General features: G+C 65.3%; 12 protein-coding genes. 3 read left to right on the top strand and 9 right to left on the bottom strand.

Translation table 11 applies throughout. From position 1 onward, the window contains the following. Nucleotides 1-42 precede the first annotated feature (42 nt). The 9 genes from tatB to galE form a co-directional block, all read right to left on the bottom strand. Complete coding sequence (tatB, locus tag ACTPOI_RS06265) at nucleotides 43-504, bottom strand: Sec-independent protein translocase protein TatB (RefSeq protein ID WP_440107464.1); 462 nt, start codon at nucleotides 502-504, stop codon at nucleotides 43-45. A 68-nt stretch (nucleotides 505-572) separates the two neighbouring features. Beyond that, nucleotides 573-815 (bottom strand): Sec-independent protein translocase subunit TatA, encoded by a 243-nt coding sequence (gene tatA, locus ACTPOI_RS06260; protein WP_440107462.1) that lies wholly within the window; start codon nucleotides 813-815, stop codon nucleotides 573-575. A 105-nt stretch (nucleotides 816-920) separates the two neighbouring features. Further along, entirely contained in the window at nucleotides 921-1,277 is a 357-nt protein-coding gene (locus ACTPOI_RS06255) for a histidine triad nucleotide-binding protein (protein ID WP_440107460.1), read from the bottom strand. Nucleotides 1,278-1,357: 80 nt separating this feature from the next. Then, entirely contained in the window at nucleotides 1,358-2,425 is a 1,068-nt protein-coding gene (locus ACTPOI_RS06250; RefSeq protein WP_440107458.1) for a patatin-like phospholipase family protein, read from the bottom strand. Next, the gene (locus ACTPOI_RS06245; RefSeq protein WP_440107456.1) at nucleotides 2,418-2,804 is read right to left on the bottom strand and encodes a DUF4870 family protein; all 387 of its coding nucleotides are present in this window, start codon (nucleotides 2,802-2,804) and stop codon (nucleotides 2,418-2,420) included. The genes ACTPOI_RS06250 and ACTPOI_RS06245 overlap by 8 nt, the downstream gene beginning before the upstream one ends. Then, nucleotides 2,801-3,178: a phosphoribosyl-ATP diphosphatase gene (locus ACTPOI_RS06240; protein ID WP_440107454.1), complete on the bottom strand. Its 378-nt coding sequence runs from the start codon at nucleotides 3,176-3,178 to the stop codon at nucleotides 2,801-2,803. The genes ACTPOI_RS06245 and ACTPOI_RS06240 overlap by 4 nt, the downstream gene beginning before the upstream one ends. Nucleotides 3,179-3,234: 56 nt before the next feature. Continuing rightward, a complete protein-coding gene (gene hisI / locus ACTPOI_RS06235) occupies nucleotides 3,235-3,633 on the bottom strand; it encodes a phosphoribosyl-AMP cyclohydrolase (RefSeq protein ID WP_291517642.1) in 399 nt (132 codons plus the stop codon). Nucleotides 3,634-3,794: 161 nt separating this feature from the next. Continuing rightward, nucleotides 3,795-4,595, bottom strand: a complete 801-nt coding sequence (gene hisF, locus ACTPOI_RS06230) for an imidazole glycerol phosphate synthase subunit HisF (RefSeq protein ID WP_440107452.1) — start codon at nucleotides 4,593-4,595, stop codon at nucleotides 3,795-3,797. Nucleotides 4,596-4,727: 132 nt separating this feature from the next. Beyond that, entirely contained in the window at nucleotides 4,728-5,741 is a 1,014-nt protein-coding gene (gene galE / locus ACTPOI_RS06225) for a UDP-glucose 4-epimerase GalE (protein WP_440107450.1), read from the bottom strand. A 621-nt stretch (nucleotides 5,742-6,362) separates the two neighbouring features. On the opposite strand from galE, the gene ACTPOI_RS06220 reads away from it, so the two are divergent. The 3 genes from ACTPOI_RS06220 to ACTPOI_RS06210 are packed head-to-tail and all read left to right on the top strand — an operon-like array spanning nucleotide 6,363 to nucleotide 13,685. Then, complete coding sequence (locus ACTPOI_RS06220) at nucleotides 6,363-9,200, top strand: bifunctional glycoside hydrolase 114/ polysaccharide deacetylase family protein (RefSeq protein WP_440107448.1); 2,838 nt, start codon at nucleotides 6,363-6,365, stop codon at nucleotides 9,198-9,200. Next, nucleotides 9,160-13,110: a tetratricopeptide repeat protein gene (locus ACTPOI_RS06215; protein WP_440107446.1), complete on the top strand. Its 3,951-nt coding sequence runs from the start codon at nucleotides 9,160-9,162 to the stop codon at nucleotides 13,108-13,110. The genes ACTPOI_RS06220 and ACTPOI_RS06215 overlap by 41 nt, the downstream gene beginning before the upstream one ends. 32 nt (nucleotides 13,111-13,142) lie before the next feature. Further along, nucleotides 13,143-13,685 (top strand): penicillin-binding protein activator LpoB, encoded by a 543-nt coding sequence (locus ACTPOI_RS06210; protein WP_440108277.1) that lies wholly within the window; start codon nucleotides 13,143-13,145, stop codon nucleotides 13,683-13,685. Nucleotides 13,686-13,692 lie beyond the last annotated feature (7 nt).

Raw genomic sequence — 13,692 nt, 5'->3', positions numbered from 1 at the left:
AAATGCACGCTGCGGTGCCGGCGCTGCCCGGTGGAAGGGTGATCACTGGAATTTCTGCGGGCGGTAGCGTGCCACACGGGCGGCGCCAGACTGGGCCTTGGTGCGCACACCGCTGCGGGCCTTGTACCACTGCGGCGTGCTCCCGCGCTTGAGGCGCCAGTTCTTGCCGGGGTGCCGATATGCAGGTACCACCGAAGGCGGCTCCTGCAGCGGCGCGTACGCTGTATCGGTGGCTTCGGCCCAGTCGCGCTCGAATTCGCTAGCGCTCGTCTGCACCGATTGCTGCACATCGCGCGCGGCATTCTCGACCGTGTCCTTCATCTTCTTGAGCTCGTCGAGCTCCATGGACCGGTTGACCTCGGCCTTCACGTCGGACACGTAGCGCTGCGCCTTGCCCAGCAACGTACCCACCGTGCGGGCAACGCGCGGCAGCTTCTCGGGGCCGATGACGATCAGCGCCACGGCGCCGATCAGGGCCATCTTGGAAAGGCCAATATCAATCATGGATCAACCTGGCGCCGGGTGCGGGTGTGCGAAGGCCGGGTGTGCAGGCGGCGCGCAGCGGCAACCGGTCAGCTCTTGTGCTTGGCTTCGACATCGATGGTGGTCTTGTCGGCGGCCGTGCTGTTGGCAACTTGCGAAGGGGCTGGGGTGGTGGCGGACGCCGCGTCGGCCGAGCCGTCCTTCATGCCGTCCTTGAAGCCCTTGACGGCGCCGCCGAGATCGGAGCCCATGTTCTTGAGCTTCTTGGTGCCGAAGACCATCACAACGATGAGCAGCACGATCAGCCAGTGCCAGATGGAAAAAGAGCCCATGGAATATCTCCTGATGAATTGCAACCATTTTAGACGGCGACCGGGGAAGCAACCTGCGGCCTGCCCCGCGCGATGCGGGCAGCGCCTGCGGTGCGTCAGCCTCGGTCAGCCTTTGAGCCAGGGCCGGGGTCCGCCCATCACATGAATATGCAGATGGTGGATTTCCTGCCCGCCTTCAAGCCCCGTGTTTACCACGACGCGAAAGCCACCCTCGGGGTATGGGTTGCAGCCCTGCTCCATGGCCAGCCGCGGCGCCAGCGCCATCATGCGCCCGAGCACGCCCGCATGCGCATCGGTGACCTGCGCCATCGAAGGGATATGCAGCTTGGGCACCATGAGGAAATGCACCGGCGCCCAGGGGTGGATGTCGTGGAAGGCGAAGATTTCTTCGTCTTCGTAGACCTTCTTTGAAGGAGTCTGGCCCGCGATGATCTTGCAGAAAAGGCAGTTCGGATCGTGCATGAAAGGATCAGGACAAGGAATGGAATCAGGGGCTGGGGATGCAGTGGGCACCCCGCGCACAGTGCAGCGCACTCGCCACGTCAGGCATTGTCCGCGATCCGGATGCTCGGGCGCACGCCTACATCCTGGCCGTGCGCGGCCAGCCAGGCCTGGCCGGTCTCGCGGCCCAGGTCAAACAGCTTGCGTACAAAGGCGAGGTCTGCGCGCAGCTTGCTGTCGGCACCAAACGCGGCCAGCGCAGAACCGCCATCGATGCGGTGCATGCGCACGCTTTTGTAGCGGCGCGCGTCAAGCTTGCCTTCGGCCAGCAGGCGGCGCACGAACTCGATGGCCCGCAGTTCGGCCAGCAGGCTGGCATTGAAGGTCACCTCGTTCATGCGTTCCATGATCTCGGGGCCGGAGTCCGGCAGCGCGCGGTGTTCGATGGGGTTGATCTGCACAAGCAGGATGTCGGACGTTTCCGTCTGGTAGATGAGCGGGTGCAGGGCCGGGTTGCCGGAGTAACCGCCATCCCAGTAATGCTCGCCATCAATCTCCACCGCCTTGAACAGCAGCGGCAGGCAGGCCGAGGCCATGACCGCGTCGGCACTCAGGCGCGGGCCCGAGAAGATTTCGCCCCGCCCGGTGCGCACGTTGGTGGCGCACACAAACACGCGCGAGCAGCGGCCCGCGGCGGGCAGGCGCCGCGTGGCCGAGCACAGCAGATCAAAGTCGACCTCTCGCTCGAGCAGGCGGCGCAGGGGGTTGATGTCAAGCGGATTGGTCTGGTAGGGCGACAGCCACTGGCGCATCATGCCCAGCATGGGGTTGGCGGCCGCCAGGGGTGCGCCCCACATCAGGCTGCCCAGGGTGCCCACGCCTTCCCACAGGCGCGAAAGTGTTTCGCGGGCCAGCGCGCAGCCGGCCACATGCGCTTCGCGCGGATCGGTGTAGTGTTCGGCCGCCTTGGCAAACCCGTGCGCCAGGGCCACGGCATTCATGGCGCCCGCGCTGGTGCCGCTCACGCCGTCAAACTGCCAGCGGCCGTCTTCCAGCAGCGCGTCCAGCACGCCCCAGGTCAAAGCCCCGTGGGAGCCACCGCCCTGCAGCGCAAGGTTCAGGCGCTGCAGCGGTACGGTGCCCGTTGCGGGGCCCGGCGCATCAGGCATCCACGGCCCGGTTGCTGTTCATGGCCACCATGCCCCGCACGATGCGGTACAGGAACCACAGCGAGATCAGGCCCCAGGCGATCCAGCCGGGCACGAAGAACAGCAGCCACAGTGGCGCAGTGACCACGTACAGCACGCCCGCCCAGATCACGGTGCGGATACGCCACGAAAAGTGGTTGGCCTGCCAGGTGCCTTCGGCGTCGCTTTTCTTGACCAGGTCGATCACCAGGGCCACCACCAGCAGCACCGCGCCCGGCTGCGCACCGGGGATGACAGCGCCCAGCGCCACGATCAGGTGCAGCAGGTAGCTGATCCAGCCGACGGTCTTGAGACCCTCGGCCTTGCGGTTGCTGGTGTCCACGTCAATGATGTCGGTCATGGGGCCAGGTCCTCCTTGGCGGCGCGCGCAACGGCCTTGCGCAGGGCTTTCTCCTCGATGCCGCTGGTGCCTTCGCGGCGCTCCAGCTCGGCCACCACATCGGCGGGCGACAGGCCGTAGTGGGCCAGCGCCACCATGGAGTGAAACCACAGGTCGGCCACTTCGTAGACCAGCTTGGAGGCATCGGCCCCGTGGTCCACATCCTTGGCCGCCATCACGACCTCGGTGGCTTCCTCACCGATCTTCTTGAGGAAAGCATCCGGCCCCTTGTGCAGCAGCCGCGAGACATAGCTCGCCTCCGGATCACCCCCGTTGGCGGGCTTGCGGCTTTCGATGACGGCAGCGAGGCGGGCGAGGGAATCGTTGGAACTCATGGGGTGCCTGGGTCGGTGGGAACGTGTGCGGGTCCGTGCGGGGTGGGCTACAGGCCTTACTTGTAGATCGATTCAGGGTCTTTCAAGACCGGATCGACGCTGTGCCAGGCGCCATCCCTGAGCACGCTGAAGAAGCAGCTGTGGCGGCCCGTGTGGCAGGCGATGCCGGGCTCGTGGCCGAGTTGCGTCACCTTGAGCAGTACCACGTCGTTGTCGCAGTCCAGGCGGATCTCGTGCACCGTCTGCACATGGCCCGATTCCTCGCCCTTGAACCACAGCTTCTTGCGCGAGCGGCTGAAGTAGACGGCCCGGCCCAGCTCGGCGGTTTTCTCCAGGGCCTCGCGGTTCATCCAGGCAAACATCAGCACGTCGCCCGTGCCCTGCTCCTGCGCAATCACGGGCACCAGGCCCTGCGCGTCCCATTTCACTTCGTTAAGCCAGTTCATGGGCGGCATTGTCGGTGATTTGCTGCGGCGCACACGCGGCGCGGGGTGCGCTGGCAGGACCTGGAGGTGCCCTGCACCCAAAAAACGAGCCAAATCGGCCTATAGCCCTTGCTTTAACTGCCTATCTAGCTATTACTTTAATAGCAAGCAGCGACCTGCAGCCCAAACCCTCAAAGGCGAACCGGGATGCCGCGTGCAGCCATGTGCTGCTTGGTCTGGGCCACGGTGAACTCGCCGTAGTGGAAGATGCTGGCCGCCAGCACCGCATCGGCACCGCCGAGCTGGATGCCGTCGGCCAGGTGGTCCAGCGTGCCTACGCCACCCGATGCGATCACGGGCACGTTCACGGCGTCGGTCACTGCCCGGGTCAACGCCAGGTCAAAGCCCGACTTGGTGCCGTCGCGGTCCATGCTGGTCAGCAGGATCTCGCCCGCGCCGCGGCGAGCCATTTCGGTGGCCCAGGCCACAGCATCCAGGCCCGTGTTCTTGCGCCCGCCGTGGCTGTAGACATCCCAGCCTTCGCCGACGGGCTGGCCGTCGGCCCCCGCGCGCAGGGCGTCTTCGGCATTGCGGCGCTTGGCATCAATGGCCACCACGATGCACTGGGCACCGTAACGGTCGGACGCGGCGTTGATGACGTCGGGGTTGGCGATGGCAGCCGAGTTGAAGCTGGTCTTGTCGGCACCGGCGTTCAGCAGGCGGCGCACGTCCTCGACGGTACGCACGCCACCGCCCACCGTGAGGGGGATGAATACCTGGCTGGCCACGGCCTCGATGATGTGCAGGATCAGATCACGGCCGTCGCTGGTGGCCGTGATGTCCAGAAAGGTGAGCTCGTCGGCGCCCTGTGCGTTGTAGCGCGCTGCGATCTCTACGGGATCGCCGGCATCGCGCAGCTCGACGAAATTGACGCCCTTGACCACGCGGCCTCCGGTGACGTCAAGGCAGGGGATGATACGTTTGGCAAGCATGGACGTGAAGGTATCAATGAAGGTGCTGACGGAAATTGCCTGGGCCACACAGGCGGCACGCAAGGATTCGGGGCAGGCCGCAAAGCCGCACAGGCCCCGATTGTCCCACCGCCGACGGGGCGTGCCGGCCGGTCAGTCCTGCAATGCCGCGGCGGTCCCGCTCTGCCAGCGCCAGGCGTCGTCGCACATGCGGTCGATGCCGTGGCGGGCACGCCAGCCCAGCAGCTTTTCGGCGAGGGCCGGGTCGGCCCAGCACTGGGCCACGTCGCCAGGGCGGCGCGGCACGATGTCGTACGGCACCGCACGCCCGCTCGCACGCTCGAAGGCACGCACCATTTCCAGCACCGACGCCGGCCTGCCGGTTCCCAGGTTGACGGTCAGCAGACCCGCGTGGTTGCGCAGATACCGCAGCGCAGCCACGTGGCCGTCGGCGAGATCACACACGTGGATGTAGTCGCGCACACCGGTGCCGTCGGGCGTGGGGTAGTCGCCGCCAAACACGCTCAGGCGCTCGCGCAGGCCCGCAGCCACCTGCGCCACATAGGGCAGCAGGTTGTTGGGGATGTCACGGGGGTCTTCGCCGATCAGGCCGCTTTCATGCGCGCCCACCGGGTTGAAGTAGCGCAGGCGGGCAATGCGCCAGGCGCCGGGCTCGGCCGCATCGATGTCGGCCAGCACCTGCTCCATCATCAGCTTGCTGGCCCCGTACGGGTTTTGGGTAGAAAGGGGGAAGTCCTCGCTGATGGGAACCGAAGCCGGCTCGCCATACACGGTGGCCGACGACGAAAACACCACCGTGCGCACCGTGGACCGCTGCAGGGCGCGCAGCAGGCTGACTGTGCCCGCCACGTTGTTTTCGTAGTAGCGCAAGGGGTCGCGCACCGATTCGCCCACCGACTTCAGCGCTGCGAAATGGATCACGGCATCCACAGAGTACTGCTGCAGCACATGGGCTAGCAGATCGCCATCGCGAACGTCGCCTTCGACGAACGGGACCGACTCGCCCGTGAGCTGCGCAACGCGGTCGAGCACCGACCGCCGGCTGTTGGAAAAATTGTCGAGCACTACAAAGGGCATCTGCGCACCAGCAAGCGCCACGCAGGTATGGGACCCAATGAACCCGGCGCCACCGGTTACCAAAATCATTTTGAACCCTCCGAAAGAAGCAACAAAACAAGCCGGCCGAGCCAAGGGCAATGCCCCGCGACTGAGTCCGCCCTGTTGGATATGCGCAGTATGTGGCTGCAACCGCACACCGCGCGGGGCAGCTCTGCAAACGAATGTCAGCAGATGGCTGAACGGCAGCCAGTACGCACATACTCGCGGTTTGACGGGCCCGAGTATCGCCGCATCACCGACGGACTGGGCAACGACCTCCTCGGGTTGGCAAACGCTTCGGTCGCGATCCCCGCACAGGCGCCGAAACCATCGCTCTCAAAGAAACCATGCACCAAACCGATGCAATTGATAGAAATCCTCAATTGCTACAATTCGCCTGCTGGCTCGTCGGTAAGCTCCGTACTGCTGAAGCGCCTGTCCGCGCCGCATGCGCGTTCCGGCGCCGCTCCGCGTCGTCAGCGATGTGCGCCGGATGATCTGGCTACCCCCTCAAGCAAGAGTGCGCACGAGGCCGCACACAGCCAAAAGTTCCAGGTTTTCAGATGGCCGATAGCATGACACACTGCGCCGGATGGGGTCGCAGATAGGGGCGCCCGGCGTCCCGTTCAGATCCCTTTGGAGCCCCTCCTTCGCATTCCGTAGCGTTTCATGTTTTTCTCATTTTTTCGATCGCTTGGCCCTGCCCTGCTGTGCCTGATCACTTCCATGGCCGCAGCGGCGGGCGCATCCGCGCCATCGGTTGCACTCCACTACAGCAACAAGGCCCCGCTGGAAGACCTCAAGCTGTTTGATGTGGTGGTCGTCGAGCCCGATCACGGCTACGACCCTGCTGCCTTCCGCGTCCACGGGGGGGATCTGTATGCCTACGCATCCGTTGCCGAAGTGCAGCCCTCACGCGCGTACTTCAAGGATGTACCGGCAGCTTGGCAACTGGCGCGCAATGGCCAGTGGAACTCCATCGTCATTGACCAGACCCCGCCGGAGTGGCCCGCTTTTTTTGCGGATCGTGTGATCGGCCCGCTCTGGAAGCAGGGGTACCGAGGGTTTTTTCTGGACACGCTGGATTCGTACCGTCTGGCGAGCCAGTTCGACGAGGCAGCCCAGCAAGATGGACTGGTGCGCCTGGTCCAGACGCTGCACCAGCGCTATCCCGGGATCAAGCTCATTCTGAACCGCGGCTTCGAAGTCATTCCGCGCCTGAAGGGCCAGGTGACCATGGTGGCGGCAGAGTCGCTCTACCGCGGATGGAACGCATCCACTCGCCGCTACGAACCTGTGGCGGAGGCCAGCCGCACCTGGCTGCTTGGCCAGCTCACCACGATCCGCGAGCGCGACGGCATCCCGGTTCTTGCCATCGACTATGTCGCGCCGCACGAGCGCGCCCTGGCCCGTGAAACGGCACAGCGTATCCGCGGCCATGGATTTGCAGCCTGGGTCACCGACAGCGACCTCTCCACGGTGGGGATCGGCAATGTCGAGCTGGTGCCGCGCCGGGTGTTGATCATCTACAACAGTGCAGACTCGCCGGCGCTCAACTACAGCGAAGCACACCGCTTTTTTCAGATGCCGCTCAACCACATGGGCTATGTGGTGGACTATGCAGACATCCAGAAACCGCTACCCCAGGACGTCTACCGCGACCGTTACGCAGGTGTTGTGACATCTTTCCCAGGGTTTGTGCCCAGCGCGCACCAAAGAGAACTCAGCCGCTGGCTCCACCGCCAGATGGCGGTCGGGATGCCTGTGGCGATCCTGGGAGACTTTGGACTGCTTCCGGACCGCTCATGGGTGGAAAACGCAGGAATCCGCGCCCAGGGAGTCGAGCCGCAAGGAGCCCTCCGCGTGACCCGGTCCGACCCCATGCTGGCTTTTGAGACGCCCCTGCCGGTAGTTGGCAAGGACTTTGTGCCCGTGCAGATCGCGGGCAAGCTGGCCGCACAAGCGACGGCACTGATCGAATTCAGGGACCAGAAGAACCAGACGTTTGTGGGCGGCGCGCTGATGCCTTGGGGCGGGTTCCTCAACGATCCCTTTGTGATGACGGACATCCCGGGCAGTGACCAGAGCCGCTGGGTGGTAGACCCGTTCGCATTCTTCACCCGCGCGCTTCAGCTGCAGCCCCTGCCCATTCCGGACATCACCACCGAGAACGGCCGCCGGCTTCTGCTGGCCCATGTCGACGGTGACGGATTTCCCTCGCTGGCCGAGTTCCCGGGCAGTCCGACCGCGGCCGAGGTCATGCTCAAAGAGGTGCTGGAGAAATACCGCATTCCGCAGACTGTGGCCGTGATCGAAGGCGAAACGGCTCCCCATGGCCTGCACCCGCAGCTCAGCGAAAAGCTGGAAGACATTGCGCGCCGCATGTACCGGCTCCCCCATGTCGAAATGGCCAGCCACAGCTTCTCGCACCCGTTCCTCTGGAATCTCAAGGTCAAGCACGGGGCGTTCGCGGAGAATTCGGAAGCCGCATACAACATGAGTATTCCTGGCTACAAGCTGGACCTCACGCGCGAGATCGCTGGCTCGGTTGAGTACATCCGGAAGCGGCTGGCACCGCCAGGCAAGCCGGTGCAGGTTTTCCAGTGGAGCGGCGACACCGCACCCGACGCGGAGGCACTGCGCATTGCGCAGCAGGCTGGCCTCCTCAACATCAATGGCGGGGACACATCCATTTCCCGACTCAACCCGAGCATCACTGCGATCGGCGCCCACGGCATTACCAAGGATGGTTACCTGCAGGTCTACGCGCCCATCACCAACGAGAACATCTACACCAACCTGTGGCGCGGCCCGTTCTACGGCTTCGAGCGGGTGCTGGAAACATTTGAGATGACCGACAAGCCGCGGCGCATCAAACCTGTGGGGATCTACTACCACACCTATTCGGCCAGCAAGCAGGCAAGCCTGCGGGCGCTTCGCAAGGTTTACGACTGGGCACTGTCCCAGCCGCTCCACCCGGTGTTCACATCGGAATACATCCGCAAGGTACAGGACTTTCACACCCTTGCCCTGGGTTACGACGGAACGGCCTGGCACGTGCGCAGCCACGGACAGCTGCGCACGCTGCGGCTCCCGCCGACTCTCGGAAAGGCCGTTTTTGAAGGCAGCCATGGCGTGGCCGGAACTAGCGAGGGCATCGAAGGCGGCTACCTGCACCTGACCGGAAATCGCGCCGCTTTTGGCATACAGGCCGCAGGCCCCGCAGGTGCTGTGGCTGGCGCAAAGCAACCGATACTCCTGCTTGATGCCAACGCCCGTATTGCCCGCTGGACGGCGGGCAGGGCTGACCGGAGCATCGAGTTCGAGTTGCAGGGCCACGTACCGCTGCAGTGGAGCCTGGCCGGCATGGAAGACGCCTGCCAGGTGCGGGCCGGCAGCCGCCTGGTCCCTGCCCAGAAATCCCCTGCGCCAGCACGCGCAGACGTTCGCAGCTACAGGTTGACTGATGCTTCCGCGCACATCCAGGTTACCTGCCCAGCCCGCTGAACGCCCGGTCCTGGCCAGCCACTGGCTGACGGCCATGCTCGCCACCATGGTCGGAGGCGCCCTGTGGCTGATGTTCCCCAAGCAGGACCTTGAACGGCGACTGACTTCGTCGACCAGCGACTCGGGCCTGTCGTACGTGTACATCAGCAACCTTCTGCGCAGCGACCCGGACAACCCGCGCCTGCGCGCGCTGATGGCCCAGCACGAAGCCAAGGAAGAGGCCGCACGCCTGGTGCGCGAGGCGCTGGAAGCACGCGCCGCAGAGGCGCAGAACAACACTCCACTGACACTGTGGAATGCGGCCATGGACGAATACCATGGCATCGACCCCGCCGATACAGGCCGGCGCGCCGCAGCCCGCACAGCACTGGTGGCCCAACTGCAGGTACTGCTGAAGGAGGACCTGCCCTCGGGATCCTTGCCCCGGCTTGCCGCACAGGCATTCCAGCTCGAGGAGCCTGCGCTCGGCATCCGTTTGTACCGCCAGATGGCTCGCAGCTCGACGGTGCCCACTGAGGCATCTGCCCTCTACCGACGTGCTGCGCGAGAGGCGCTGGCCATGTCGGCCCACGCCGAGGCTGCGGACCTGTACCTTGCTGCCCGTCGCACCACGCGCGACCCGGCCGAGGCCAAGGCGCTGTTTCTGGACGCTATTGCGGTCATGCAGGCATCCGGCAAGCCCGCGGCTGCACTGGTTCTGGCACAACGGGAAGTGCAGGGGCTGGAGAACGACCCCGAGGTACTGCGCGCGCTCGTCGACCTGGCGCGAGCTGCCGGAAAGCCCGCCGTCGCCGAGCAGTACATGAAGCGCCTTCTGCGGCTGGCACTGCTCGAGCAATGGCAGCAGCTCGCGCTGGCACAGGCTCGGGCACGCGAAGAGGCCCGGGCAGACGATCCATCGGGCTGGGGGCGCTCCCACATGTCGGGCGGTACAACTTCGCTGCCGCAAGCGCATCAAGCACCGCGCTATGAAGACCGCGCGTATCTGCTGGATCCGGCCATGCTCCACCACCCTGACGCCACGGGCCACCACAGCGTGCGCACCGCGCTGGGTGAAGCCGACAGCGCCAGGAAAGGGCCTGGTATCCCCTTCGACGACAAGATCTACAGCCTCGGGTACCAGGTGTTTCTGGAAAACAGCAACCTGGAAGACGCCTGGCTGGTAGCCCGTTCTGCCGTACAGCAATCCCCGGGAGACCTCGCCTGGCGGGAGAGGCTGGCCAGGGTGTCCGAATGGACGCAACGCGGCGTGATGGCGCTCGACAACTGGCTGGTGATCGCGCGGCGCACGCAAAAAGATGAAGCCTGGCAGGCAGTATTGAGGCTCGCGCCCGGGTTGTTTCAGGACGAAGCCCTGGTGGAAGGGCTGATGTACGAGCTACGCCGGCAACCGGGCAACGCAAAACTGGTGCGTGAACTTGTCGAGGCCTACGAGCGCATAGGCACGCCTCAGCCTGCAATGGACTTCCTGGCGCGCCAGCCGGCGACGGAAGCCAACCTGGAGCTGCTGGCAGAGCTCGCCACCCGGGCTGGCAACATGGATGTGGCGCTGAGAAGCTGGGAACAGCTTTTTGCCAACACTGCATGGATCACCCCGGAGCGTGCCATGCGCGCCAGCGTGCTGGCGCTGTTGCGCGGCCGCGCGGATCTGGGCATGGCATGGCTGGAAGCCGCGCGCGAACGGGTCACGCAGGCCACGCCCGATGCGGCCGACTTCTGGCGCATGACCGGGCAACTGGCGGAAAGGCAGCAACGCGATGCCACGGCCCTGGAGGCCTACCGGGCACTGCTGGCCACAAACGACGCCGACCTTGCAGACTATGACACCCTGATCCGTCTGCTGCAGAACACGCATCCGGCCGAAGCCGCCGACGTCAGTCTGCTGGCCTGGGACCGGTTCGACCAGGCGCGGCACCTGGTGGCTGCGCTCACATACCTGGTAGGCCGCAGTCAGTGGCCCGCTGTAGGCAAGCTGCTGCAGCGGATAGACCCGGCGCCTACGGCAAGCCGCCGCGCCCTGCAGCCCTTGCTCCGGGCGCCAGAGTTCCTGCGACTGGCTGGGCTGTACCACCAGAACACGGGCAACCTGTCCAAAGCAGTCCAGATGTTCGAGGCGGCGCTGCAGCTGGAGCCCGGGGATGCAGCCACCCAGCAGGCGCTGATCTGGCTGTTTATCGATGCCAACGACAACGTGTCCCTGCGAAAGCTGCTGTCCGTGCGCGAACCCCAGTGGAGCAAGAATATCGAGATGCATGACGCGCTCGGATCGGCCTACCAGGCGCTCTCGCTGCCGGCGGTGGCGCTGGAGCGTTACTTCCGGCCCCGCATCGCCGCCCACCAGACGGATTTTCTGTGGCTGATGAACTACGCCGACGCGCTGGACCAGAACCAGGAAACCGACAAATCGTGGCGCCTGCGCAGACACCTGTTGTCCGAGGAGTGGACCAAGGCCCAGAGTGGCCAGCCCATGACCCGCTCCGAGGCACGCCAGCGGTGGCTGTCGGACAGCGGTCTGGAGGAAACAAGGCGCAATGCCCGCGCCCGGCTGCTGCTGCAGCAAAAGCCGGGCGATCCGGGGCTGGACGCGTTGCGTGAGCTGCTGCGCCTGGACCGCGACGCCAAAGGCAACTATTCCAACGCGGCGGCCGAGACGGCCATCGGCTGGTTCCAGGACGCTGGCGAATACTCGGCCGAACGCGCATTCCTGTGGCACCAGTACGCGCGAAGCCAGAGCTTGCGCGCCAACCGGCCGCTGTGGGCTGACATCACCCTGGCGCTGGCAGAAAAAGACCTCGCGGCCACGGGCCAGCTGCTCGATACATTCGGAGAACGGTTGCCCCGGTATGACCGAGTTAACGCCGCAGCAGCAGTGCAGGACGTGCGCATGGCGCAGACAGTGGCGTTCGAGACGCAGCAGGACCAGCCTGACGATGCCCCACTGCACCTGCAGCTCACCGAGAATCTCCTCGCGTTCAGTGACCATGCAGGCGCCAAGATCGAAACGCGCGACCTGCGCGACCTGCAGGAAACCGAGACCTCTGCCACCCTGCGCCTAGCGCTCACGCCGCGCCTTTCGCTGCAACTGGCTGCCGAGCGAATCGAGCGCACTGCCGGGATGACGCAGCAGCTGAGCAACCCCTCCCAGGAGCGCGGCGTGCGCATGGAACTGCGGTGGCAGGACAACGAGAGCACCACCACCCTGCAGCTGGGCCGCCGCGAAAGCCTGGCCGCCTACACCCCCGTGCACCTGGAAAACGAGTGGCGCATCGACAACCGCCTGAGCCTGCGCATGGACGCCGGGCTGCAGCTGCCGACGCAGGAAAGTGCAGCCCTGCGGATGGGTGGAATGAAAGACCGGGTAGGTGTCAGCGTGCGGTACCAGGCTTCGCGCCTGGACCAGTTCACCGCCGAGCACTGGCAGGAGCGTTACCGGCTGCAGACCGGCGCAGAGGTGGGCCGGGGCCGCCACTACGCCGTCGCCTACACGCATTCGTACCGCATCGAGGTCCCCACGCTGGACTTCGGGGTGTTCTGGTCCAACCATTCCTACGACCGGCGGGATCCCTCGCTTCTTTCGGGAAACGACCTGGCTTTCAGCCGGTATTTGCCGCCCGGCGTCACGGAGGTCGGCGAATCGTATTTCCTGCCCGAGAATTTCAGCTTTTACGGTCTTCAGGTGTCCACCAACATGCGGTTTGAACGCGACTACACCCGTGCGTGGCAACCCTATGCCAGCGTGGCGCGCACCTGGCACAGCCGACAGGGCGCGGGCTACAGCCTGCGGCTGGGGGTGGCTGGCAGCGTGTGGGGGGCCGACCACCTCAACCTGAACTGGAGCCTGACGCGGGGCAGGACGCTGACCCCGGGGCTTAACCGCACTCTCCAGCTGAACTACCGGAAGCACTATTGATGACCTGCATGAAAGACGGCCTGATGAACACCATGTCCCCACTCGCGCGGCTGCTCAAAGCCTCTGCGCTCGCCCTGCTGCTGGCAGCTGTGGCTGCCTGCTCTACCGTAGACCGCGGCAAGGCGCCAGCCCTGAGTACCAACGCCACCTGGACGGTGCTCCCGTTCGCCAACCACACCGAAACCCCGATGGCGGGCAACCGGGCCGAAAGCATTGCCGAGGCGCTGCTGACGGCCCGCGGCGTCGGCAAGGTCCGGCGCTACAGCGCTACCGCGCAGCAGGAGGCATTGTTTGATGCGGGAGACACCAAGCGGCAGGACGACGCGCTGGCGTGGGCGCGCGAGCAAGGCATCCGCTATGCCCTGGCAGGATCGGTGGACGAGTGGCGCTACAAGGTCGGTGTAGACGGAGAACCGGCTGCGGGCGTTACCCTGCGCATCATTGACGTGGCCTCGGGCGACGTGGTGTGGAGCGGCGTGGGCGGCAAGAGCGGCTGGAGCCGCGAAGCGCTGTCCGCCGTGGCGCAAAAGCTCATTCGCGAGCTCCTCAACACCGGCCTTTCCGGTGCACGCTGAGGCATTG

It is taken from the genome of Acidovorax sp. BL-A-41-H1 (genome assembly GCF_051942715.1).
Note: the sequence above shows the minus strand (reverse complement) of the source record. Positions and strands in the feature narration are given on the sequence as shown.